The sequence below is a fragment of the Candidatus Binataceae bacterium genome (genome assembly GCA_036495685.1).
GTDB lineage: Bacteria > Desulfobacterota > Binatia > Binatales > Binataceae > JAFAHS01.
In genome coordinates this window covers 1-22387 of record DASXMJ010000044.1, presented here as the reverse complement: position 1 = coordinate 22387, position 22387 = coordinate 1, and the positions used below count along the sequence as shown (strand labels likewise).

Sequence of the window (22387 nt, the reverse complement as noted above, 5' to 3'; positions counted from 1 at the left end):
GATTACTGCAGGGGTGGCTCTGGGGCTGGTGGTCACGTTAGGCGCATGCAGCAATGCGATCACGACACCATCGGAAGAGAGTCGAAGCGCCGTAGCCAAGTGGAAAGGCAAAAATCGCGTCGAGCTCGCCAATCAGATGGGTCAGCCCAAGGAAGCGGTGCCGCTGACCGATACCGGCGGCGAGATGCTCTACTATTCCTATGAGGGTCATCATTACGTGTTTGAAACCGACCCGCAGGGAAATATCATTTCGGCGGTGCAGACTAGGTAGAACGGGCCGGGCGATTTTCAGGGGCGACCACTCTATCGGCAGATTGGGCGGCGCGGCGGTGGTCGCGCCGCCCGTTTTTTTTGGACGGGCCCTCCAGGCGTCGGCCCTCCCATGTCGTAAGAGAAGGCCGGTTGGAGGATCGCAGGTGGTGCTCGCAGTGCAAGTGGTGTGACGACGTTCAAGTATCTCGCGATCGGTGTCGTGGTGAGTGGTTTTGACTAGCTGCGCGGGATGCGTGGAGCAGGAGAGCCGTAGAGCGGCAGCGGAGTGGATCGGCAAGGACCGCGTACAGTTGGCCCAGCATATGGAAGCACCAAGACAGGCGGTCCCGATGACCGACACCGGCGGCGAAGAACTGTTCTACTCTTTCCAGAGCCACCGCTACTATTTCCAGACCGATGCTCAGTGACTGATTGAAACTGAGGTCAGAACCGACTAGTTCCGCGAGTTTTCCAACCTCTTCCTGAAATGGTCGCCACCCGGATACCCGCCCGAGCACTAAATTTACCAGGCCGGTTCAGGCCCTACGTTGAACGAGTTGTATCGGATTGCCATCCGGATCGGCGATCCGCGCAGCGTGCTGCTTGCCGTCAAGAAAGTCATGCGCCGCAGAAAGCAGAGGAGCGCTCTTGGCGACCAATGCGCTTACGGTGGAATCAGTGTCGTCGGTCCAAAGAACGATTTCGATGCCGCGCCCTTCCCCTTCTGGACGAAGGGCGTGGTGCTCTCGGGCCGCCTCCAGCGTCGCAATTCCGAGAGTGAACCCATCCAATCTGAGCTCTGACGTGGACGGGTTCGCCCGAGGCTGGGGTGCGAAATGTCTCAACAAAACCCAGTTCGGAATAGAAGGCGACTGCGCGAGGAAGATCGCGCGAGTAGAGATTTATCATGGGGGCGCGGAAGGCAGGCATCGCTTACCTGAATCAGAAATATGAGGCGTGCGCTGGAGGAATTCCACTTGCGCCCGCCAAGTGCCAGCGCCGTCCGCCAGCCTCATTTCACGAAGAACAAGGTTGGTCTCGATCTCGGGAAAGAGGTCAAGGTGGGCCTCCAGCCGAACGGGCATCGCCTCGAGCCTGTGGGCGGCTTTCGCCAGCCGCCTTCTCTAATCACGAGCGTGAGTTCGTTGGGGTGGACATTTGCCGGTAAAGTGTACCAACCTCTTTTTTGGGAGCAGACATGTCGAATGTCATCACGGAAATAGACGACCCCGTCGCGATCGTCCGGCTGAACCGGCCTGAGAAACTCAACGCGTTCACCTTTGCGATGATCGAGGAAATTCGATCCGCGATGAATCGAGCCGCTGCCGACGACCGGGTAGTCGGAATCGTCATCACCGGTAACGGACGGGGATTCAGCGCCGGTCTGGATGCGGGCGACCTTCGGCGCTCTACCCAGGAAGGCTCGCCGCTGCCTCCCACCTCGCCTGCGCCGGATGAGCTGCCCGCGCTCTTCAGTTACATCCTTAGAATTTCCAAACCGGTGATCGCGGCGGTCAACGGGGTAACGGCAGGCGGCGGGTTTGTGCTCGCGATGATGTGTGACCTCCGATTTGCGTCGGAAGGCGCGAGTTTCACCACGGTATTTTCCAAGCGCGGGCTGATCGCCGAGCATGGGACGAGCTGGCTCTTGCCGCGCATGGTCGGTGTGAGCCGTGCGCTGGATCTGCTATGGAGCTCGCGGCGGATCGACGCGGCCGAAGCGTTGCGTATTGGCCTGGTCGATCGCGTCGTGGCGCCCGATAAGCTGATCGATGAAGCGCGCGGCTATATTCGCGACCTCGCTGCCAACATCTCGCCCCGCTCGATCGCGGTGATGAAGGCGCAGGTCTACCGGCATCTCTCCGAAGCAATGGCGCCGGCGATCCACGACGCCGATCGGCTAACCCAGGAATCTCTCGAGCATCCCGATGCCACCGAGGGCGCCGAGTCGTTGCTCGAGAAGCGCGCGCCCCGCTTCCAGCGCTGGCACGGAGCAAAGTCATGAATGCTATGCAGTTTGAGCACATCCGCTACGAAAAGAAGGGGCCGGTCGCGACGCTTACCATGTACCGCCCCGAGCGCATGAACGCGATGACTAACCGGATGCTCCTCGAGGCCGGGCGGGCCCTCGCCGCTGCTGCCGAGGATCGCGAGCTGCGGGTGCTGTTGCTCACTGGAGCCGGTGAGCGCGGCTTCTGTCCGGGGGCGGACCTCAACATGATTGCCTCGGGTGAGGGGAGCGAAGCAGATCGTCTCACCGCGGAAGATTTTCGCGTCCCGGTTTTGCTGCACGAGATGCCGGCCGTGACGGTCGCCGCCATCAACGGCGCGTGTGCGGGTGCAGGACTCGGATGGGCGTGCGCCTGCGATTTTCGCTTCGCCGCGCAGTCGGCGCGTTTCAACGTCGCGTTCCTCGATGTCGGGGTGGCAGGGGACATGGGTGGTCCGTGGACGCTCCCGCGAATTATCGGGGCGGCACGCGCGCGCGAACTGTATTTTATGCCCGACAAGTTCGATGCGGCCGAGGCGCTGCGTATCGGCCTGGTGTCGAAGGTGTTTCCCGACACGAGCTTTCGCGCCGAGGTCGATGCGATCGTGAGTCGGCTGGCAGAGGCTGCGCCAATCGCTCTGCGTACCATGAAGTCCAACTTCCTCGAGGCCGAAAAAGTTGAGTTTGCCAGTTACATCGCAGTGGAAAGCTCGCGGCACATGCCGATGTTCAACTTGCATGACACCAAGGAAGCATTCGCGGCGAAGGTCGAGAAGCGCAAGCCGCGGTTTATCGGAAAGTGACGGCGACGACCGCTGCAACGCCGAGCTGGGTTCGCGCAACGGTGAGATCTCAGGAATATTTTGAGCAAAATGCCAACAAGACCGTGACTAACCAAGAGAGGAGGAGCTCGCATGTGGATTCGACTTCGGCAAATCGCGCTGGTGGCGCGCGACCTTGATCAGGTTACCAACGACCTGCACAACGTTCTTGGCCTCGAGGTCGGTTTCCGCGATCCCGGCGTCAAGGCGTTCGGTCTGCAGAACGCGCTATTTCCGGTGGGGAGCCAGTTTATCGAGGTGGTGTCACCCATCAAGGAGGGTACTGCCGGCGGACGCTACCTGGAACGGCGAGCGGGTGATGGCGGCTACATGGTGATCACGCAGTGTGACGACCACGCGCCGCGCAAGAAGCGGGTCAACGAACTCGGCGTTCGCAAGGTGCTCGAGCAGGACGAACCCGAGTATAAGATCATGCAACTTCATCCTCGCGACACCGGCGGTTCTTTCCTGGAGATAGATTTTCAGGCCGGCGATCTTTCCCCGGATGGGCCGTGGATGCCCGCTGGACGCAACTGGAAGCCCGCGGTGCGTACTCATATAGTGCGCGCCGTCGCGGCGGCCGAAATCCAATCTCCAGACCCGGCGGGGCTCGCTTCACGATGGAGCCAGATCGTCGAGATTCCGGTAACCCGAGACCAGCAGGGAAATCCTGCAATTCGCCTCGAGAATGCGACCTTGCGCTTTGTGAAAGACGAGGATGGGCGCGGCGAAGGCCTCGGTGGGCTCGATCTGGTGGCAACCGACCCCAAGGCGATGTTCGCCAATGCCGAACGACACGGCAAGCGCCAGTCCGACGATACCGTGATGATTAGCGGGATGCGCCTGCACGCCGTCAATGGGTAGCTAGGGGGGAATCTAGACTAAGGTTGACAGACGCAAGGGCGGTCGTCAGTAACGGCCGCCCAGCTTACTGTGGTCCCAGCTGGTTACTTTCCTGGGAACCACCTTGAGTATCACTCGCTTGGTGAGGATCGGTTCGGGGATCGGCGGCATCCCCGTGTCCCCCGTGTCGCGCCCGCGGATGGCGCCCATCAGTTTGGCCACGGTCTCCCGGTCTTCGATGATCTCGCAGTTGCCGCGAATCATGATGCCACGCAACTGCGCATAGCTCTTGCCGCTCTCCGCCATGACTGCCACTTTGGGATTCCGCCGAATGTTCACCACCTTCTGCGCCTTACCATAGGACGACATGTAGATCGTGCCATCAATCGCGACGAAGTTCATCGCGACCAGGTGCGGAAAGCCTTCCTTGTCTAGGGTGGCGAGCGAGACTTTGCGGCATTCGCGCAGAAACGCCGTATGCTCATCGGGGGTAAGCTTGATCTGTTCGCGGCGGTTCATAGTGATCGCCCTCTAGCGGTGGCGAGGCGTCAGCACGCTTAGCTGGTGTGTGCGAGCACGAACTCGCCAATTCGATCAATTGCCTGCTGCCCTTCGGGCAAGAGTTTGGCGAATACGTGCCACACGTGGATCATTTCGGGCCAGACTTCCAAGGTCACATCGACGTCCGCCGCTTTGGCACGTTCCGCGATACGGGTCGAGTCGTCGAGCAGAATCTCGGCGTCGCCGACGTGAATCAGTAGCGGGGGTAGCCCGCGCAGATCGGCATAGAGGGGAGAGAGCAACGGGGTCTTCAGATCGGCGGATCCGGCGTAGTGCTTTGCCATCGGCGTCAGCCCCTGGCGGCCGACCATCGGGTCTACACCGGCGCGGGACTTGATTGATGCTCCCGTCCCCGCAAGATCGTTCCACGGAGAGATTGGCACCGCGGCAGCCGGCAGCGGCGTCTTCGCATCACGCAGTGCCACCAGCGCGGCGAACGTAAGACCGCCACCCGCCGAGTCGCCGGCGATAATGATCTTGCCGGGCCGGTAACCCTCCTTGAGCAGCCAGCGGTAAGCCGCGGTGGCATCATCCACCGCGGCGGGAAACGGATGCTCGGGCGCCAGGCGGTAGTTGATCGCCAGCACGCGCGCCTGGGCAGCGCGGCTGATGCGCCCGATCATTGCCCGATGCGTGTTCACGGAACCCATCACGTAGCCGCCACCGTGCAGGTAGAGGATCGCGCGATCGGAAGCCGCGTTGGGTGCGACAATCCATTCGCCCGGCACCCCGCCGGCGTCTACGGCGTCGCACTTGATATCTGAGGCAACCCGCTCGGCGACTTTCTCCATTCCGGCGCGCATCCGCTCGATCGATGCATTCGGATTCGATGGTTGCGATTTGAGGATTTCGAGGACCTTGGCGAGTTGTTGGCTGGCCATCGTGCTTTTCTCCCCTGGTGCTCGGTTAGCCGCGTTGAAAGCCCAACGGGTTGTGTACAACGAAATTGCCAATTTTGCGAATGGAACGGCATGCGGGACAACCGTAGCGCGCGAGACCGGTTGCCCATTTTCTGAGCGCGGAGGGAGGCCGGCATCCTACCTGCCTCAAAGAAGATCGTAGAGAAGAGGCATGACAGGGACCGGGCAACCTTGCTAATGGTCACTCATAGTCGGGAGGTAACGCACCATGCTGACGGAAAAAGAACAGGACATCATTCGGCGCTGGAACGACTTTTATCTACGGCCGCGGCAGGGAACGGTGCAGGAGCAGCGCACCCGGCTCGTCGACTATTTCCAGGAGTTCAATCGCGACCCGCCCGAAGTCGGCGCCTATCACGAGGCCATCCAGTTAAAGCAGGGGTTAAGCGCCGACATCGCAGTGCCGAAAGGCAAGCCACCCTTTCCGATTGTCATCTACATCCATGGCGGTGCGTGGACGCTCGGCAGCCCCGCGACGACCCATCGCAAGTTGATCAAACAATTCGCCGAGGGCGGCTATCTCACGATTGCGCCCGACTATCGGCTGGCCCCCGAGAACCCGTTCCCGGCGGGCTTTGATGACTGCATCTTCACAGCGCAGTGGGCGGCTGAGAATGCCGCGCGCTACGGTGGGGATCCGCAGCGTCTGGCGATGGGCGGTGATTCCGCCGGGGGAAATTTCACCGCGGCGGTTTTGCCCGCGCTGGCAAATCGAGGTCCCAAGTTCAAGGCGGCCATCTTGATCTATGGCGCTTTCGATTTCGCGGGATTGGTGAAGCTCGCACCCGAAGTGGCCGAGCCTTTGGGCAGGGCGTATCTTGGCAGTGGATATCCCGCGCTACTTGACGATCCACGCGTCAGCCCGATCAATGCAATCAAGCCGGGCGCGATGCCGCCGAGCTTCATCATCGCGGGTACCGCGGACGGCATCGTGGGCGAATCGCGGACCATTGCAGAGGCGATGAATCGCGCGGGAATCGAAAACGAGCTACACATCCTGACCGAAATGCCGCATGCTTTTATGCAGATGACCGAGCTGGCCGCATGCCGCGAGGGCCTGCGCCTGATGTTCGATTTCCTAAGGCGTCACGTTTAACGACGCCGCTGGCAAAAGAAATCCGCAGATTTCGCAGACCGGAAAGCATCCGAGTCTGCGTCGTCTGCGGATTTTCTATCTCCCGCCTTTACTCTCAGGCGTGGCCGTGGCGGAGCAGCTTGCCCGGAGTTGCGCCCGTGCAGCTGTCTTCCGAGAAAGTCTCGACGCCGTTAACGAGAATGGAACGGTAGCCGACCGCACGCTGCACGCGACGCCATTCGCCGCCCGGCAAATCGTGGGTAACTTCACCGATCCAGTCAGGCTCGATGTCCAGATGCTTGAGATCGTAGACCACCACGTCGGCCCACGCGCCTTCGCGCAGGATACCGCGGTCACGGAAGCCAGCCGCGTGCGCGGGCAGCGCCGATAGCCGATAATGCGCTTCTTCGAGCGAAACGCGCTGCTCATCGCGCACCATCCAGCGCAGGAAGTCGGTGGTGAAGGCGCCGCCGGTGAAGAACTTGGTGTGTGCGCCACCGTCCGAAACGCCGGGGAAAGTGAACATCGAATTGTTGATGATCTCTGCGTTGTACTCGGCGTTGAATTGCGGCTCCGGCTGCAGAAACTCGGTCTTCAGATCGGTGGCCAGCGAGAGCTCGATCATCACGTCCACCGGATGCCGTCCCTCTTCCTGGGCGATCTGGCCGAGTGACTTGCCGACGTATTTTTCGAGTTCCGGCTTGTTCTCGACCCACTGAACGATGAGCTTCACCAGGCGACCGCCGATTCCGGGAGCGTTTTTGTCAAGCGCGGCCATGGAGCGTTCGCTCTTGACGCCCTCGCGAATCGTCGGGTCCTGCATCTTGCGGATCTTGTCTTCCTTGCTGCCGGTCAGCATGTCGCGCCACGGCGGGGCCATGTCGTAGAGATTCCAGTGCTCGAGCGTAAAAGCAAAGCCGCTGCGCACGGTTCCGGCTTGGCCGAAAATCGGCAGGCCCTTGGCGCGCGCCTTGTGCAGCCAGTCAAGGCTCTTGCGATGAATATCCGGGTTGCGCGTCGCCGCGGCCACCGCCTGGAACAGGATGGGCCGCTTCGCGGCCGTGGCCAGCTGTTCGACGAAATGGAGGTCATCCTTGATATGCCCGGTCGCCTGGGTGATCTCGATGAAACCCTCGTCGCGCTCAGCCAAAACGCGCGCGAGATTCAGGATGTCTTCATCGCACATCGTGTCGGTGACCATCGGCGAGCCATCGAAATCGGCTTGCGCGGAATGCTTGCCGAGCCGCTGGATCGAAAATCCGCACAGGCCGGCATCCATGCCTTCATTGAGCAGGCGGCGCATCTCCGCGCGCTCAGCGTCAGTCGCAGGGCGGGTCTTAGCCGCTTCCAGACCCATCACGTAAATCATCAGTGACGCGGTCGGCATGTACTGGATGCAGTTGACTCCCTTGGGCGCACGACCCAGCGAATCAAGGTATTCCGGGATGGTCTCCCAATCCCACTTCATCCCTTGCTTCATCGATTCGTAGGGAATCGCTTCGGTGCGCGTCATGGTGAGCATCGAGCGGTCTCGGAAATCGGGTTTCACCGGTGCGAAGCCAAAACCGCAGTTACCGAGCACCAGTGAGGTGACGCCATGCCATCCGGAAATGGTGCACCACGGGTCCCAGCGGATCTGCGCATCGTAGTGGGTGTGCAGGTCAACAAATCCGGGCGCGACCACCAGCCCATCGGCGTCGATGATCTTTTTCGCGAAGCCCGGCGACCGCCCGCCTATCTGGGCGATCTTTCCGTCTTTGATCCAAACGTCGCCGCGAAACCTCGGCACCCGGGTTCCGTCGACGACCGTTCCGCCTTTGATTTGAATATCAAGATCGGCCATCGGTTGTTCCCTCCTGTGACGGTAAGGACAGACTTCTCCTCACAGTGCTTCAGAAATTCTTATACTAGAGTTCAGAAAAACCGACAACCGCGGTTCCGATCAGCGTGGTGGGCCCGCAGGTCCCACAACTCAGGCTTATCTTCCGCGAGGTGGTCGCGGATTCTCACGCGAACCAGGGTCACCCACGCCCGCGCCAACTCGACGCCGCCCGCAGGCCGCAAACCGAATTCTGAGCGAGCTCGACGAAGTACGAAATTTTACTCAGTCATGACAGCGGGCCTCCTTGCCTAAAAAACAAGCCGGTCGAGGTTTGTGGTGGATCTCCACTCATCAACAGCATTCCGCGTCTAAGCGGGTCGTGTGAGCAGCCTCAGTAAATCGGCGCGTAGTCCGCGGACCGGCGATTGTTTAGCGCCTGCTTTATGTCCGCCCTTGCGACTGGCTGTCCCTGCTTGAGTTGCTGAATCAAATGATCCACCTCTCGCGCCTTTTTCCCGTAGAAGTGGTCCACGCTGTTATCCTCGGCGCTCCAGCTGTGTGCGTTTGCGAGGTCTGCGGCCCGGGCACTGCGAAGTTCCGTGAGCACTTCGCTAGCTTCCGTTGTGTTGGGTTCGAGGATGGACGACTCTTCGGCTAATACCGGAGCGCCAAACAGCACCAGAGAGACGCCGGCAACCGAGAGAATATATGCTAGTGAACTCATGTGCGTTTACCTCATCTCGTAAAGAATGACGCTTGGATCTTAAAGGCCCCTAAACCCTGACTACCCGTCCTCCAATCAACCAAGAGCGCGTAACAACTGCCCCGATCCGCTTCATCGATAGGCTCCCCGGGCGACCGGTCGTAAGTTCTTGGGGGACTCTGAACCGGCCACCCGGGAGCTGTCGCGTAAGCCGTTACGTCGGGTTGCGATCTAGCGCAACGCGCTCTTCGCCAAAGCCTCCACCGTGAAGAAAGGCCGATCGACGGCTCCCATATTGATGTACCAGCACTCTCGCTCAGGAGTCTCAATGCCAGGCAGGTAGCACATCGTTCCCTGTCCGGATTGGACGTCAGTCGAGGTCGCACCCACTACAAACGCCCGCTTAAACGGATAGATGGCAACCCGCGCATCGGGAACCGGGCGGTCGCGGTAGGCGACGTAATAGATATGGCTACGCCACAACTGGCCCTTCTGGTCGTAGGTATCGATGTAGGGCATGAACCAAAGTTCAGAGTCCATATAGATGAGGGTACGAGAGTGCACCGCCTGAGTGTTGCTCTCGGCACCGGCGCGCCGGGGACGAGCCTCGACCATGTAGAGCCGGCGCATCTCCCACGACTCCGGGCAGGTGCTGGTGCCACCGTCCGTCGGACACCTGACCTCGGGCGAGTGCGCCGCGTGAACGCAACCCAGCATGTTTTTCTCACCCAAAAATCGGTAGTCGTATTCCTCGACTTTGGCATTGAACCCGGCATAATGATCCGGGATCCCATGAGAAGGCTGCGGTCCCTGGCGCCGCCGCGGAACTCATGATGCTTTCGTTCAGCCTTCGAATCCGCTGGGCACCAGGAGTGTACTCCCAGATGTCCATCGGCTTTTCGCGGATCCGCGTAGCGATAACGGATGAATCCCGCGCCTTTTATCTCTTCGGGCGCGAGCACCGGGTAGAGCCCGAATAGCCAGTAGCGGCCGGTCCTTTTGAAGTCGGGATCGATGGGCATTGGCTCGACCTCGGTGCGGCCTACCAGATCGTAACCGGCATAGTGACCGATCTGGAAATATTCGATTTGCCGAGACTGCAGACCGTGCTCCTCTTACGCCGTATCACAATCATAAAACCGGAGGTCGTAGTCGTCTGACCACATCGGTTTGAACACGTTGTTCCAGATGATTTTGTTGGCGACGTAGGGGTCGTTGGTATCCAGAAGCGGGAACGGTTGTCCCGCCACGTAACCGACCAAAGTGCGATGGTCGGGACTCAGGCGAACCTGCGCCGAGTACTTCTCAGTTGCCTCCTTGTATGGCGGCGGCCAGTCGATTCGCTCGCTGGGAATGATTTTTATGGTTATTCCATGCTGCACCTTGTAATAGGTGCCCGGCGAAACGAGGTTGCGCACCGTGACTGCATTGTTGGGGGTGATGAAATCACCGGGTTTGAGCTCGGCGGCTGAGGCCGCAATCGCGACGCTGAACACCATGACGACAACTGCGGCAACGAGCTCACAACGTCGAAATGAATTGGACATCGGATGACTCCTCTCTTGGACTTCCTTCCCTGCTCTCACTCCCGGCTCTCGGCCGGGAACTGAGTATCGTCTGGAGCCGAACCAACGCGGGCGCAACTGCATCAGTACGCCGACGGTGGACCGGCTGGTCGATAGAAAAACGAGCCCGTTGAGAGAGTCAGCCGTCCTGTGGAGATGGAGGCAGGAGCTTGCGGTGAATCGGTGGCGACTGCCATGCGGGAAGTGCGACCTCTTCCAGGTTCGCAACCCGCGGGGGTTCCCAATCACCTTCTTCAACCGTATAGATGCTCGGAAGCTTGGGAACGGCGTCCGTCAGCTGGTTACCGACCTCTTCCACGCAATTGCGGGTTAACCGCTGATGAACGGGCACCGTGAACACTCCTGACCAGGTTGCGGTCAGGATCGGAGCACCCGCCTGAGCAATCGTCAGGAGGCAGACGAAGGAGGCGACTAGAACAGAGATCTGGCGATTCGTACGTTCGATGCAACGCATGACTGGCACCGAAATGCGCTACTAACCCGAACTTAATCTGATTTTCGGCCTCTCCAAGCCCTCTTGTCAAATTCTGGTTGCACCTCGAGGCTTTCGGTTCCCCTGCCACGAGCGCAATCGGCCGACGCCCTCAAACGGCACGCGTTGCGCCGGGGAGCCGAAAATGGGGAGCACCTGCCTTTATTGGTCGCTGCCCTTATATAGAACGAAGACAATCGGGATGCCGTTAACTGAGTCCGTAATCCGCTCCTTGACGTCCGGCATGAACTGAGCCTGCACCGTGATCCGGATCGCACTGAAGTCGCACCCGTGTTCGTCGCATTTCTTCGGTCCCAGGCCGACCACGCCCGGGAGATCGTTCCATTGCTCACCGTATTCGTGCATGGTTTCGGCATAGACGGCCTCGGCCAGCCTGGCGCTCGCCTGTCGCTCGGCCGCGGTAGGATCGTAGGGGGCAGGGTCCGATTGGCTGACCTTTGAGAAACTCGTCAGCCCCGCACCGGTGGGGATTTTTTTTGCGACCAGGCGGACGGGGATGCCATCTACCTCCGAGGGGATCTGTTGCCTGGCTGCCACGAACCCAGACGGCTCCACGTACACTCTGATCTCGAACGTATTTCCGGTTTGAATTGTGCCGGCGCTCACCTGCCATACGCCGTGCACCATCATCCATTCGTTCGTATGTGAGGCCACCGCGGCGGCGACCGCCGGGTCCTCCTCGGTGTCCTCAGCAGAACAGGGATGGTCAAGGGGGGTTCCCGTGCCATATCCGCACCAAAGTTCTGCGTGAGCCTCGACACTCACCCCCGCCACCAGGAGTAAGGCTGTCAGGAGTGCAAGCGCATTGCTCATCGGATTAAGGATTGCCCCAAGTACAATTGCTTTCAACCACGTGCCCTGACGCTCGGTGCGGCAGCAACCCGCAACCCCCAGGCTACATGGTGTTGAGGGACTCCCCAGTGGCACGCTCAACTGCGGCCCTGGCCGCCGAATAGTCGTACAGCGCCGTCACGTAGGCAGCGGAATCCTCAGTAAAGCGGCGCTGCGCGTCATCGAGCTCGACGACCGAGCTGAGTCCTTGCTTGTACCGCTCGTCAGCCAAGTGCAATTCTTCGCGTGATGCGTTCAGTGTCTGTTCCGCCTTCTTGATAACCGCGATCGAGGCCTGCCAATTTAGGAAGGTGGTGTGGACCTCCTCGATAACCCGCTGGCGCAGGTCTGCAATCGAGTATTCGGCCGCGCGCTCATGCTCTTTTGCTTCGGCAACCTGCTGTTCCGTGCGAAAGCCGTTGAAGAGCGGCCAGGTCACCACCAGTCCAGCGTAGTAATTGTTCGCCGCCGGCAATCCGGTCGACATCGCGATATATCCCGCTTGCGCGTTGGCGGTGGGAAAGTAATCGCTTTTTGCCTGCTGGATCTCAGCGCCGGCGGCGCGCGCTTCATCGAACAATGCCTTCAGGTCGGGGCGCAGACGCTGCGCGGTCGCCTGCAAATTGTCCAGCGTCGCGGTCACCGGCTGGTAGGTCAAATCGCCGACTGCGCGATAAGGAGGCGCCTCCCCCGCCAGACCCATCGCGGCATCGAGCGCGACCTTCGTAACATCAGCTCCGTTGCGCGCCTGGACCTGGTTCATCTCGGCGCGCGATAGATCGGCCTGGGTGACTGAAACGTCGATCCCGGGACGCAGGTCGGCCTGCACCATCACCTGCGCCTGATGGAGATGCGCCCTGCGTTGCACGATCGCTTCATCGTAGACTTTGACGATTTGTTCCGCCGCTAGCAGTCCGTAAAAGCGCTCCGCTACCTCATAGATGAGGTCCAGGTCGGTGAGCTTCAGGCGCGCCTCGGCCGCATCGCGATCGGCGCGCTGCTCGTCGACCAGTCCGCGCATCTTGCCGAAGTCGAGCAGAAACTGCTGCACCGAAACGCCGGTCGCCCAGCTGTTGTGGGAGCTGAACGACTGCGAAAAGTCTCCGTTGGGCAGGTCGTGATTCTGCCCGGTGATTCGCGGGAACAACTGTTCATTGAAGAAAGTAGTATTGCCGATCCCGTTGGTGGTGGAGCGTAGGTACTCGCCAAGCCCGTATGCCTGCGGCAGCAGGTTGACATTGGCTTCGCCGACCCGCGCGCGCGCAACTCCCACTTCGGACTGCGATTCCTTGCGACGTGGATGCAGCTTCAAGGCGATATCCGTCGCCTGCTGCAAAGTAAGCGCGGAGTTCGGTGCAATCGGCGGCTCCGCCCCGGCCCTTGATGCACACGGGAAGAGGCCGAGAGCAAATGCGACCAGGCCGAAGGACATCTCTCTCCAGTTACGAAAGAGGTACCGTGTACAGCCGCGGCGCGAGACTTCTGAATTGCGCCGGTGCGCTGGTGCCTTCCTTCGCACCTGCACTCTCGTACGCACCGGGGTACTCCCCTGATCCGATCGTCGGCCCGGGCTCTTTGGTGCAGCTACTACCCTCTCCTCATCCAGAGGAGTGACGAGAAGGAGAGGGAACGAAAATATGTTGCGCATGATGGTCGGTCGCTCCGCGGGCGCTCAGTCGGCCCGGGCCGATGATTGAGTGCTTTGGTCGGCGGGGGTTTCATCGAGCGTGCGCACCGCCTCTCCGGCGACGAGCGTGGGGCTTTGCGTGCTCACCACCGTTTCGTTGCCTTTCAAACCCGAGGTTATTTCGACGTTGACTCCGTCGGTGATACCGGTGGTTACCACGACCTTTTTGAGCCGCCCGTTGCTGACGGTGTAAACCCACTGATTTGGTTCTCCGATTTCGTAGACCGCACCGCGCGGCAGTTGAATCGCGTCCGGATGCCGTGCCAGTACGAGGGTCACATCGGCGTACATTCGCGGATAGAGCCGGTGCCCGGGATTTTCGATGTCCAGTTCCGTCAGCATTGTGCGCGTCGACAGGTCGAGCGATGACGCGAAGCGGGTCACGTGTACCGGGAAGGTTTGGCCCGGAAACGCACGCAGTGTCAGGGTCGCGGGTTGGCCCACTTTGACTAGCGATGCTTCCCGCTCGGGTACATAAATGTAGACCCGCAGCTTGTCGACGCGCGCTTCGCTGAGCACCGGACCGCCCCCGGTCAGATGGCCGCCCGCACCTTCCAGCACGGTTGGGCTCACCGCCGCGCCGCTTCCGGAAATTCCCAGATCGCCGCCGCCCGCGCGAATCAGCGCGCCCGGATCCGCAAAACGACCCGTGATCACGCCGTCGAATGGTGCAACCAGCGAAGTGTATGCGACCATCGCTTCCAATTCGCCCACCAAAGCTTGGGCTTCCATGTATTTTGAGTAGGCGATGTCGACATCTTCCTTGGCCACCAGATTGGGGTCGGTGTTGCGCACACGATCGAGACGCCCCCAGGTGAGCTTGGCGATGCGGAGTTGGGCACGCACCCGCGCGAGGTTTTGATCCAGCTCGGGAACCTCGAGGGTCGCCAGCACCTGACCCTGCTTGACCCAATCGCCTTTGTCGACCAGTACCTTGGTCAAAAAGCCAGTAACCTTGGAATGGAGGGCCGCCTCGTAGTAGCCAACCAGGTCGCCGGGCAGCGTGATCGATTGGGTCACTTCCCTGCGCTGCGGCTGGATAACCGCGACCGTGCGCGTAGAGCTGCCGGTTGCTTCGTCGGAAGAGGTTGCGACCCCGTGGCCGCAACCCACGGTCAGACACATCCCCAGAATGGCCAGAGAGATAGTCGCGCGGCTCAACGCTGGCCCCTCCACGAATAGAACAACTCGTAAACCGACGGCACCAGGATCAGGGTGAACGCGGTGGAAACCACTAGGCCTCCCACCGCGGCGCGCGCCAAAGGCGCCGAAGCCTCCGAACCGGCGCCAAGTTCCAGCGCGATTGGCATCAGGCCCGCGACGGTCGCGAGCGCGGTCATCAAGATCGGTCGCATGCGGATGCGGGCGGATTCGACTACTGCGCGGCGCAGTTCCTGGCCGTCGCGGCGCCGCTGGTTGGCAAAATCGACCAGCAGAATCGAGTTCGACACCACTATTCCTACCATCACGATAATGCCCATGAAGGATTCGATGTTCAGCGTCGTGCCGGTGAGCCACAACGTCCAGAAGACCCCGATCAGGCCCATCGGCACTGCGAACATGATGATGAAGGGGTCCAGGAACGAGGCGAACTGCGCGACCATCACCAGGTACAGCAGCAGCACCGCCATCCCGAGCCCCAATCCGAAGCTCGAAAACGAACGCTGCATCGCCGCCACCGCGCCGCGATAGTTCACGCGAACATTAGGCGGAAGCACGATCCGGTCGACCCGTTGCTGGATCGCGGTCTGGGTGCCGCCCAGGTCGGAGGTCGCCGGATCAACCCACACATCGACCACGCGTTGGATGTTGAAGTGGTCCGCCTCGGAGGGAAATTTGTCCGGCACTATCGTGGCGACGCTGCGCAGCGGAATTGACTGCTCGTGGGCAGCGTCGCGGTCTGAGGAAATGTGATGGACAGGAATGTCCCGCAGGGTATCGATCGAATCGATTGCCTGCTCGCGATACTGCGCGGTCAGGAAGTAGTCGTTGCCGGTGTTTCGATCAATCCAGATCGACGGGTCGATCATCTGGTTGGAGGTCAGCGCCGTGATGACATTGGTCACCACGTCTTTTTCGGTGAGTCCAAGGCGCGCCGAGCGCACCCGATCGATTTTTATGTCGAGGGTCGGATAGTCCGCTTCCTGGGGGATGTAGGCCTGCGCAACCTCGGGAAGTCTGCCGACCTCGCTTTCGATGCGACGGGCGACCTCGAATAGCGGATTGAAGTCGGGGCCGCTCACCTGGATATCGATGGGGGCCGGCAGGCCGAAGTTCAGGACCGCGTCGATGATGCTGCCGGAGGAGAAGAAGGCTCTGACTTCGGGCACCTTGCGCGGCAAGTCTCGCTTAAGAACATCCATGTAATGGAAGGTCGAGACTTTGTGATCAGCTTGCAAGGTCACCATGATCTGGCCGGTGTCTTCGCCCGAATTCGACGAATAGATGGCGGAGATGCTGGGTGCGAGGCCGAGGTTCGCCACTACCGTGCCGATCTCGTCGGGCGGAATGACCTCGCGGATGAGCTTTTCGACCCTTCGCGCGAGCGCCTCCGTTACCTCGATCCGGCTCCCTGCCGGCGACCGCATGTGGAGGATGAATTTCCCCGCGTCGGTGGTGGGAAAGAGCTGGGTTCCCAGCAACGGATAGATGAGCAGCGAAACCGCGAATATCGCGCCGACCCCCGCGATCACGAAGAGTTTTCGATCCAGCGCGCGCTCCAGGAGCTTTTCGTAATGGGCGGCAAAGCGTTCGTAGCGACGGTTGAATGCGGCGAACATCCGATCGAAGGGTCCGCTGCGCTTGACGCCGTGTTTTTCGACCACCAGGAAGCGGGCGCAGTAAATCGGAATCACCGACATCGCAACCACGTACGAGGCGAGCATCGCCAGGACCACGGCCAACGCCAGCGCACTGAAAAGGTACTTGGCCACGCCGAAAAGGAACATCACCGGAACGAACACGATGATGGTGGTGATGGTCGAGGCGAGCACCGGCAGCGCGACTTCCTCGGCACCCTCCCGCGCCGCGACCTCCGGGGTTTGGCCGATTTCCAGGTGACGGTTGATGTTCTCCAGCACCACGACCGAGTCGTCGACCAATCGCCCGATCGCGAGTGCGAAACCGCCCAGCGTCATGATGTTGATCGTCGATCCATTGAGGAACAGGCCGAAGGTCGCAGCCAAGATCGAGAGCGGAATCGACAAGTAAATCGCCAGGGTCGAGCGGAAGCTGCCGAGGAAGATCAAGATCATCACCGAGGCCAGCACCGAGCCCAAGACCGCCTCGTGTTCGAGCGAGCGCACAGCATCGAGGATGAAATCCGACTGATTGAAAATCGCCTTGAGCTTCAGCCCGGCCGGCATTCCGATGATCTTCGGCAGCAGATCGTGGATGCCATTCACCACTTCGATGGTGTTGGCGCCGCCCTGCTTGAGCACCGGGATGTAGACCGACGGCTGCCCGTCGATCAGCACCACGTTGTACTGAATCGCGGTCGAGTCCTCGGCTTTGCCCACATCGCCCAGACGCACGGGCGCCTGACCGGCACCGACCTTGATCGGGACGTTATTCAGGTTCTCGGGGTTTTCGATCAGCGCATTAGAATAGATGTAGAAGTCGGTGTTGCCGATTTTTGCGTCCCCGGCCGGAAGGATCAGGTTGGTGTTGTTGATAGCGTTGACTACCGAGTTGAGCGAAAGGCCGCGCGCCTGCAGCGACTGGCGATCCAGGTAGGCCATGATCTGACGGATCTTGCCGCCGAACGGCATCGGGACCGACGCTCCGGATACAGTCGCAAGCTGATTGCGGATGTTGTAGCGCGCCTGATCCTCGATGTCGGCTTGCGAAAAGCCCTTGCCTTCGACCGTAACCAGCGTAACCGGCAAGGACGAGGCATCGAATTTGAGGACCAACGGCGGCAGCGTGCCCGGCGGCAGCACTCCCAGGTCTGCCATCGCCAGTGTGGCGAACTGCGCTGCGGCCGCATCGACATCAACTCCACTGTGCAGGTACACCGTGATCATGCTTACCCCGGGCAGCGAGCGCGACTCGATATGCTCGATGCCGCTGCCGAGCGTGAAAAAACGCTCGTAGCGGGTGGTGATATCGCGCTCCATGTCGAGCGGCGGCATGCCCGGGTAGAAGGTCGCAACTACCACGGCCGGAATCTTGAGGTTCGGAAACACGTCGACCGGCATGCGCGTGTATGCGGTCACGCCCAGAATAGTGACGATCAACGCTCCAACAATTACTGTGAACGGGTTGCGCAGCGCGAAACTGGGCACGTTGGCATACCTCGTAAAAATCAGATCGGGACGAATCCGACCTGTCCTGCGAACAAAAAAGCAGTCGCGATGAGCTTAGTCATCGCGGGCGACAATCGAAAGTATTGATTATGCGAAGAGCGGAGGGTCTGAAGCTCGCTTGGTGCCGAGCCTTAGTCTAACCAGCAAGTACGAGAGTCTTGGGCGAGGAACTGAAACCGCTGCCGACAATTGCGTAACAATTCTTGAGCACAGCGGCAGCAGTCCGGTAAACGATGGGATTACCGCCCGAGCGATCGCGGTCTCTCCCTGATTGTCCGTCAAATCGAGCGAGCAGTGCCGCGCGGCGTTCTGACAAACCTCGATGGGCCGATAAGAGGGCGAAAAGTGATGAGTCCGCAGCGCTGGCAGGAGTAGTGTGACTATGAGCGCGGCCAGGCATCCGGCCAGCCCATAAATGCTCGCATGCAGGATGGCTCTTCCGCCCGGGTGACGCGTGGTCAGCATCGAAGGTTTAAAGACCCCGAAACCCGATTTTCCAGCAAAGCTTAGCGTCACACAAGACATTCGCGGCCGCAGCGTGTATGCTGCCACGCCAGTGGCTTTGACCTTTGGTCTCGCTGGGCGTCTGATCGCGCTGGCGGCAGCTTTTGCGGCGCTGCTCTGGATGCCGGCGCTCGCCGATGCGCAGACGCCTGGTTACCAGGTCGACGATTACGGAAGTCATCGGGTCACCCACTTTCTGCACAATCACAACCTGCCGCTGGTGGGCGCCCAGGTCATCGACAACGACGATGGCAGCCGCGAGCTCCATCTGTATGGATTTGTCGCAACGCCGTACGGCATGGAAGATGCGCAGCAGAAAGCGCTCAAGTACCTTGGCGACAAGACTATCAAGGTGGTCAACTCCATTCAGGTGAATCCGTCTCTGAAAAACGTGGGACCGTCGACGTCCCCCGAGGAGATGCCGGCGGCGGACACGCCCATGCCAGTGCCCGCGAGTCCCGATCGCCCGGCGATTCCCAACTACCAGGTGAGTCCCGGCAGCCAGGGTAATCCCAACAACCAATGGAACAAGGCGATGGAGAATATATTGAGGAATGGTGCGCAGCCGCTGCCGCAGCCCAGCGGTGCAGTTCAGTAGGGCTGCGACGAAGCGTTCGGTTCAGCTCCCGGTTTGTTTAGAGCCCAGTCTAATTGATCGATAGCGAACTCCGAGCGCTGATCCTTCGTCTGAGCCGCGAGAACCCGCTGTTGGGGAGCACCGCGGATCTATGGCGGGCTGTAAGTGGGGCGGGTATCGAGATTCGGTCAATCGACGCTAGCCAAGTACATGGGTCGCTGTGGGTGAACGACCTCACCGGGCTGGACGAGATTTCTGCGCACCACGCCGCCATCGCACCTGTCGACTTGTTTGTGGCCCGGTCGATCTCGTTCAAGCTTGCGCTGTGCTGGTTATCCGTAGTCGCTGCGAAGACGCTTGGTCAGGATTGGTGGACCAGCAATCCGCGTACGGACGGTGCAGGAAGAAAGATTCGCCCATGACGGAAATAGCAGCGCGCGCAAGGGGTCGAATTGAATGGCTCAGACAAATGTGAGCCGCGGGCGCGCGATGATCTTTTCCGGTCCACTCTGCAACGGCTCCCGGTGCTCGGCTTGCTCTGCTGCACGGCGCGCCATCGTTCCGATCAATGCTAGTAGCACGACCGCGCTCAGAATCGACCTCCTCAGTCCGCCGTCCCTTCCGCCTTGCGGGCTTTCCGTCAGTCAGTCTGCACCCCCGAACTAACTACTCCCGAGGGAGAAGTTTCGAAGATGTAGTGATGCCCTTCGTACGTGTAGAAGAGCATCTCGCCGCCCGTGTCGGTCATCGGGACCGCCTGGTGCGCTGCCCCATCGTCTTGGCCAGTTCCGTTCGATCTTTTCCAACCCATTCTGAAGCCGACTTGCGGCTCTCCTGCGAAACACATCCGGCCGCAAGCGTTTATCAGTCCGAGCCCGAGCATTCCTGCCTTAATCGTAGGTCTCATGGACCTGTTCCTCTTTTTTCCGCGAGCGACCGTTAGTAGCTGAATTCCATGTTAAGAAAGATCGAGTGAGAGTCCACCGGTACGGCGTCGGGAATCACCTTCGTTCCAGGAGATTTGAACAGTCCCGGCACGAACGAATTCACGTAGGATTCCGAGACATCGAACTGGTTGTGGTAATAGCTCAAGTTCTGCGTGTCGAGTGCGAAGCGCAGGTACTCGTTGTATTGCCACTGGATACCCACAATCCACCGCTGGAAGTCGAGGGGATTAGTGTTCACCTTCGTGTTCGGTTGCCACCACTGGAACAGCCCGAACAGCGTGAAGGGTGTATGCCGGATATGGTAGTGGCCCATCACGTCCCATCCCGATTGGGTGGTGTTGCTGTTGTTCTGGAATCCCGTCGCCATGGTGTTGAAATTGATGTAGGGGCTGCCGGTCGCGGTCGAGGGTGCGCTGCCCGAGAAGGCGTTCGATGTGCTGTACGCGTTGTGGCCCAGATCGTATTCGAAGATCAGGCCCCACTGTTGAGCCGTATAATGCGCCAAGAAAGCCTGGCGCATGATGTGAGCCTGCGGAGCCTGGAAGAAAGGCGCCGTTCCGACGAAGTCCGGCGCGACGTTGCCGTAGCCGTAATTGAAGAACCAGGTCAGGCCCAGACCATCGAAACGCCACTTCGCGCCGAGCGGATAGACGCTGATTCGCGACATGAACTGCTTGGTGTTGGTCTGCTCGTATTGCTTGTAGTTCGCGTTATTGTAAACACCGATTCCATAGTCGACGTACTGCAATTCTTTCTCACCGAACTTGAGTGGTCCCGTCACCTGGATACCGATCTGTGCCGACGACAGGCCATAGTAGTTCCACGGCGACAGGGTTACGTAGCGGTACCCGAACAGATCTTCTGACCAAGGGATGAACACATTCGGTACCTGGCCGACCTCAATCGAGTTGCCCTTCATCGGCTCGATGAAATCGAAGAGCTTACTGTAGTTCAGGTACGCGAACTTGAGGCGGTAGTTCAGGCTCCCGTAGGTTACTCGCGAACGTGGTCGCGTGGCCGATTGTAGGATTAGTCCCGTTTCCGATCGCGCGATAAATGTCCGGCGTAACGCGGAACGTCAACCCATCGGTGGGGAAGAAAAAGAAATTCAGATACGAACGGGTGATGTCGAACGAGTTGAAGAGATTGTTCTGCGGCCCCGGGTTGTTGATATTTTCCAGCTCCTGCGGCTGGAAGGTGGTATGCGTGTACATCCGGTAGTCTGCGTACACTAACGTGCCCACGCGAAATTTTCGGGCAAAGTCATCGATGTAGGAGCGCCAGGCAGGCTGCATCTCAACGACTTGTCGCTGCAGATCCGCGTTGCTTCTCGTCAATTCTTCGTTGGATTGCACCAGCTGCTGGAGTTGTTGCTTGTTCGCATCGAGCTGGGCCTGCGTCTTCTCCTCCACCCTACGCTCGAGCGCGTTCGCATCGAATGATGTTACCGGAACCTCGGCCAGGAAGACGCGCCCCTTTCCCGGGTCCGGGAAAATCTGTCGAGTCTTCGGGTCGACATAGAGTTTCAGAAACCCGGTCGATGAGCTCTGGGCTCCGACCGACTTGGCGATTGCGAGTGAGGCGAGCATCGCCCACAAAAGAACCCCTACCGCGCGCGCATAGTTTCCCCGAATTCACAAGAAGTCCTCCCGTTCGCTGCCGTCCCTGGTGCCGGCGTGTTAGTGCCCGGCGCCCTGCTGAGCCGTGTCGTGTTGCATCTTGGTAAGCTCGAATGAGGTGTAGGTCTTGTCGCCGCACGCGTATTTGCTTGGTGAGCCGATGCTGATGAGCGTGCAGTCATGCACATCGGGCGGCGGTGCGTTCGCAGTGCCGTTCGACGCAGCGCTGGTGATGCTACTCGGAGCGGCCGCGCATCCAATGAGGGTGAATGCGAAGGCGCAACTGGCGATAATTTTCAAGGCGATGTTTTTGGCTGAGCGCGGTCTGTCCACTACGTTCTCCTTACGGCTATGCCTAGTAAAGCGATGAATTTACTCTGGAAATAAATGACAGGATTTCCCTATAAAAGAGCATATTCCCGGCTTTGTCGATTAGATTACTAGACTAAACCAAATGACCGGTCAAACGAAGGGTGGTGTTCTTCTATTAGGGTCCGCAGGCGCTCTCCCGGTCCGATACCTGGGGCGTAAGAACACACCGCTCAGACAGGCTGTGGACCGCTTATCTTCGCGCTTCTCTCCGAAGGACACCGGAAGCGGAAGACCTTCGACGTCTCGTCTGCCAAGTTGCTCAACATCTTTTACTCCCGGCATGTCCACGACCCGACGAATATCGAGAAGCGGACTCCCAGAGAATGCTAGCTGGATCGACTTCGGAACTCTTCAGTCAGTTGCGACGGAGGCAAAACGAACGGTGTCCAGAGACAAGGGCAACGAGCCAGCTCGCCCAATCCCAGAGTGAAGGCAATTCCGAAACAGGGTCCGAACACCACCATACGGTTGAGACAT

23 protein-coding genes are annotated in these 22387 nt (G+C 59.9%); 7 read left to right on the top strand and 16 right to left on the bottom strand.

Features of this window, described 5'->3' with window-relative positions:
• Together VGI36_05275 and VGI36_05270 are read left to right on the top strand one after the other, a co-directional pair.
• Positions 1 to 271: hypothetical protein (locus VGI36_05275; GenBank protein HEY2484536.1), on the top strand; the 271-nt coding region annotated here is incomplete at its 5' end.
• A gap of 214 nt (positions 272 to 485) precedes the next feature.
• Complete coding sequence (locus tag VGI36_05270) at positions 486 to 680, top strand: hypothetical protein (GenBank protein ID HEY2484535.1); 195 nt, start codon at positions 486 to 488, stop codon at positions 678 to 680.
• A 108-nt stretch (positions 681 to 788) separates the two neighbouring features.
• On the opposite strand, the gene VGI36_05265 is transcribed toward VGI36_05270, so the two are convergent.
• Positions 789 to 1043 (bottom strand): hypothetical protein, encoded by a 255-nt coding sequence (locus VGI36_05265; GenBank protein HEY2484534.1) that lies wholly within the window; start codon positions 1041 to 1043, stop codon positions 789 to 791.
• A 407-nt stretch (positions 1044 to 1450) separates the two neighbouring features.
• On the opposite strand from VGI36_05265, the gene VGI36_05260 reads away from it, so the two are divergent.
• The 3 genes from VGI36_05260 (at position 1451) to VGI36_05250 (ending at position 3927) form a co-directional block, all read left to right on the top strand.
• Positions 1451 to 2257, top strand: a complete 807-nt coding sequence (locus tag VGI36_05260) for an enoyl-CoA hydratase-related protein (GenBank protein HEY2484533.1) — start codon at positions 1451 to 1453, stop codon at positions 2255 to 2257.
• On the top strand, positions 2254 to 3045 hold the full coding sequence (locus VGI36_05255; protein HEY2484532.1) for an enoyl-CoA hydratase-related protein: 792 nt from the start codon (positions 2254 to 2256) through the stop codon (positions 3043 to 3045). The genes VGI36_05260 and VGI36_05255 overlap by 4 nt, the downstream gene beginning before the upstream one ends.
• Positions 3046 to 3156: 111 nt before the next feature.
• Positions 3157 to 3927, top strand: coding sequence for a VOC family protein (locus VGI36_05250; GenBank protein HEY2484531.1), 771 nt, complete (start codon positions 3157 to 3159; stop codon positions 3925 to 3927).
• A 45-nt stretch (positions 3928 to 3972) separates the two neighbouring features.
• On the opposite strand, the gene VGI36_05245 is transcribed toward VGI36_05250, so the two are convergent.
• On the bottom strand, positions 3973 to 4425 hold the full coding sequence (locus VGI36_05245) for a pyridoxamine 5'-phosphate oxidase family protein (protein HEY2484530.1): 453 nt from the start codon (positions 4423 to 4425) through the stop codon (positions 3973 to 3975).
• Between the two features lie 38 nt (positions 4426 to 4463).
• Positions 4464 to 5348: an alpha/beta hydrolase gene (locus VGI36_05240; protein HEY2484529.1), complete on the bottom strand. Its 885-nt coding sequence runs from the start codon at positions 5346 to 5348 to the stop codon at positions 4464 to 4466.
• A gap of 247 nt (positions 5349 to 5595) precedes the next feature.
• Here VGI36_05240 and VGI36_05235 point away from each other — a divergent pair, with 247 nt between their 5' ends.
• Entirely contained in the window at positions 5596 to 6483 is an 888-nt protein-coding gene (locus VGI36_05235) for an alpha/beta hydrolase (GenBank protein HEY2484528.1), read from the top strand.
• A 94-nt stretch (positions 6484 to 6577) separates the two neighbouring features.
• Here VGI36_05235 and VGI36_05230 read toward each other — a convergent pair whose 3' ends face one another.
• The 9 genes from VGI36_05230 to VGI36_05190 form a co-directional block, all read right to left on the bottom strand.
• Positions 6578 to 8305, bottom strand: coding sequence for an amidohydrolase family protein (locus tag VGI36_05230; protein ID HEY2484527.1), 1728 nt, complete (start codon positions 8303 to 8305; stop codon positions 6578 to 6580).
• Between the two features lie 370 nt (positions 8306 to 8675).
• Positions 8676 to 9008 carry a hypothetical protein gene (locus VGI36_05225; protein HEY2484526.1) on the bottom strand — a complete coding sequence of 111 codons (333 nt, stop codon included), beginning with the start codon at positions 9006 to 9008 and terminating at the stop codon, positions 8676 to 8678.
• A gap of 210 nt (positions 9009 to 9218) precedes the next feature.
• Positions 9219 to 9776, bottom strand: a complete 558-nt coding sequence (locus tag VGI36_05220) for a DUF1329 domain-containing protein (protein HEY2484525.1) — start codon at positions 9774 to 9776, stop codon at positions 9219 to 9221.
• A 326-nt stretch (positions 9777 to 10102) separates the two neighbouring features.
• On the bottom strand, positions 10103 to 10534 hold the full coding sequence (locus tag VGI36_05215) for a DUF1329 domain-containing protein (protein HEY2484524.1): 432 nt from the start codon (positions 10532 to 10534) through the stop codon (positions 10103 to 10105).
• 157 nt (positions 10535 to 10691) lie between these two features.
• Positions 10692 to 10904 carry a hypothetical protein gene (locus VGI36_05210; GenBank protein ID HEY2484523.1) on the bottom strand — a complete coding sequence of 71 codons (213 nt, stop codon included), beginning with the start codon at positions 10902 to 10904 and terminating at the stop codon, positions 10692 to 10694.
• A 303-nt stretch (positions 10905 to 11207) separates the two neighbouring features.
• Positions 11208 to 11915 carry a hypothetical protein gene (locus VGI36_05205; GenBank protein HEY2484522.1) on the bottom strand — a complete coding sequence of 236 codons (708 nt, stop codon included), beginning with the start codon at positions 11913 to 11915 and terminating at the stop codon, positions 11208 to 11210.
• A 46-nt stretch (positions 11916 to 11961) separates the two neighbouring features.
• Complete coding sequence (locus VGI36_05200; protein HEY2484521.1) at positions 11962 to 13329, bottom strand: TolC family protein; 1368 nt, start codon at positions 13327 to 13329, stop codon at positions 11962 to 11964.
• Between the two features lie 240 nt (positions 13330 to 13569).
• Positions 13570 to 14745 (bottom strand): efflux RND transporter periplasmic adaptor subunit, encoded by a 1176-nt coding sequence (locus VGI36_05195; protein ID HEY2484520.1) that lies wholly within the window; start codon positions 14743 to 14745, stop codon positions 13570 to 13572.
• Positions 14742 to 17870 carry an efflux RND transporter permease subunit gene (locus VGI36_05190; GenBank protein ID HEY2484519.1) on the bottom strand — a complete coding sequence of 1043 codons (3129 nt, stop codon included), beginning with the start codon at positions 17868 to 17870 and terminating at the stop codon, positions 14742 to 14744. Before VGI36_05190 ends, VGI36_05195 begins: the two co-directional genes overlap by 4 nt.
• Positions 17871 to 18345: 475 nt before the next feature.
• Here VGI36_05190 and VGI36_05185 point away from each other — a divergent pair, with 475 nt between their 5' ends.
• Complete coding sequence (locus tag VGI36_05185) at positions 18346 to 18993, top strand: hypothetical protein (protein HEY2484518.1); 648 nt, start codon at positions 18346 to 18348, stop codon at positions 18991 to 18993.
• 619 nt (positions 18994 to 19612) lie between these two features.
• Here the strand turns inward: VGI36_05185 and VGI36_05180 are convergent.
• The 4 genes from VGI36_05180 to VGI36_05165 form a co-directional block, all read right to left on the bottom strand.
• Complete coding sequence (locus VGI36_05180; protein HEY2484517.1) at positions 19613 to 19879, bottom strand: hypothetical protein; 267 nt, start codon at positions 19877 to 19879, stop codon at positions 19613 to 19615.
• A 32-nt stretch (positions 19880 to 19911) separates the two neighbouring features.
• Positions 19912 to 20838 (bottom strand): hypothetical protein, encoded by a 927-nt coding sequence (locus VGI36_05175; GenBank protein ID HEY2484516.1) that lies wholly within the window; start codon positions 20836 to 20838, stop codon positions 19912 to 19914.
• Between the two features lie 22 nt (positions 20839 to 20860).
• The gene (locus VGI36_05170; protein HEY2484515.1) at positions 20861 to 21508 is read right to left on the bottom strand and encodes a hypothetical protein; all 648 of its coding nucleotides are present in this window, start codon (positions 21506 to 21508) and stop codon (positions 20861 to 20863) included.
• Between the two features lie 90 nt (positions 21509 to 21598).
• Complete coding sequence (locus VGI36_05165; GenBank protein HEY2484514.1) at positions 21599 to 21871, bottom strand: hypothetical protein; 273 nt, start codon at positions 21869 to 21871, stop codon at positions 21599 to 21601.
• Positions 21872 to 22387: the final 516 nt, after the last annotated feature.

Bases quoted from the DNA above. Each gene is read 5' to 3' on its own strand.
- VGI36_05260 (HEY2484533.1), top strand. From the start codon at position 1,451: ATGTCGAATGTCATCACGGAAATAGACGACCCCGTCGCGATCGTCCGG.
- VGI36_05255 (HEY2484532.1), top strand. From the start codon at position 2,254: ATGAATGCTATGCAGTTTGAGCACATCCGCTACGAAAAGAAGGGGCCG.
- VGI36_05250 (HEY2484531.1), top strand. From the start codon at position 3,157: ATGTGGATTCGACTTCGGCAAATCGCGCTGGTGGCGCGCGACCTTGAT.
- VGI36_05245 (HEY2484530.1), bottom strand. From the start codon at position 4,425: ATGAACCGCCGCGAACAGATCAAGCTTACCCCCGATGAGCATACGGCG.
- VGI36_05240 (HEY2484529.1), bottom strand. From the start codon at position 5,348: ATGGCCAGCCAACAACTCGCCAAGGTCCTCGAAATCCTCAAATCGCAA.
- VGI36_05235 (HEY2484528.1), top strand. From the start codon at position 5,596: ATGCTGACGGAAAAAGAACAGGACATCATTCGGCGCTGGAACGACTTT.
- VGI36_05230 (HEY2484527.1), bottom strand. From the start codon at position 8,305: ATGGCCGATCTTGATATTCAAATCAAAGGCGGAACGGTCGTCGACGGA.
- VGI36_05225 (HEY2484526.1), bottom strand. From the start codon at position 9,008: ATGAGTTCACTAGCATATATTCTCTCGGTTGCCGGCGTCTCTCTGGTG.
- VGI36_05215 (HEY2484524.1), bottom strand. From the start codon at position 10,534: ATGTCCAATTCATTTCGACGTTGTGAGCTCGTTGCCGCAGTTGTCGTC.
- VGI36_05200 (HEY2484521.1), bottom strand. From the start codon at position 13,329: ATGTCCTTCGGCCTGGTCGCATTTGCTCTCGGCCTCTTCCCGTGTGCA.
- VGI36_05180 (HEY2484517.1), bottom strand. From the start codon at position 19,879: ATGAGACCTACGATTAAGGCAGGAATGCTCGGGCTCGGACTGATAAAC.
- VGI36_05175 (HEY2484516.1), bottom strand. From the start codon at position 20,838: ATGAAGGGCAACTCGATTGAGGTCGGCCAGGTACCGAATGTGTTCATC.
- VGI36_05170 (HEY2484515.1), bottom strand. From the start codon at position 21,508: ATGCTCGCCTCACTCGCAATCGCCAAGTCGGTCGGAGCCCAGAGCTCA.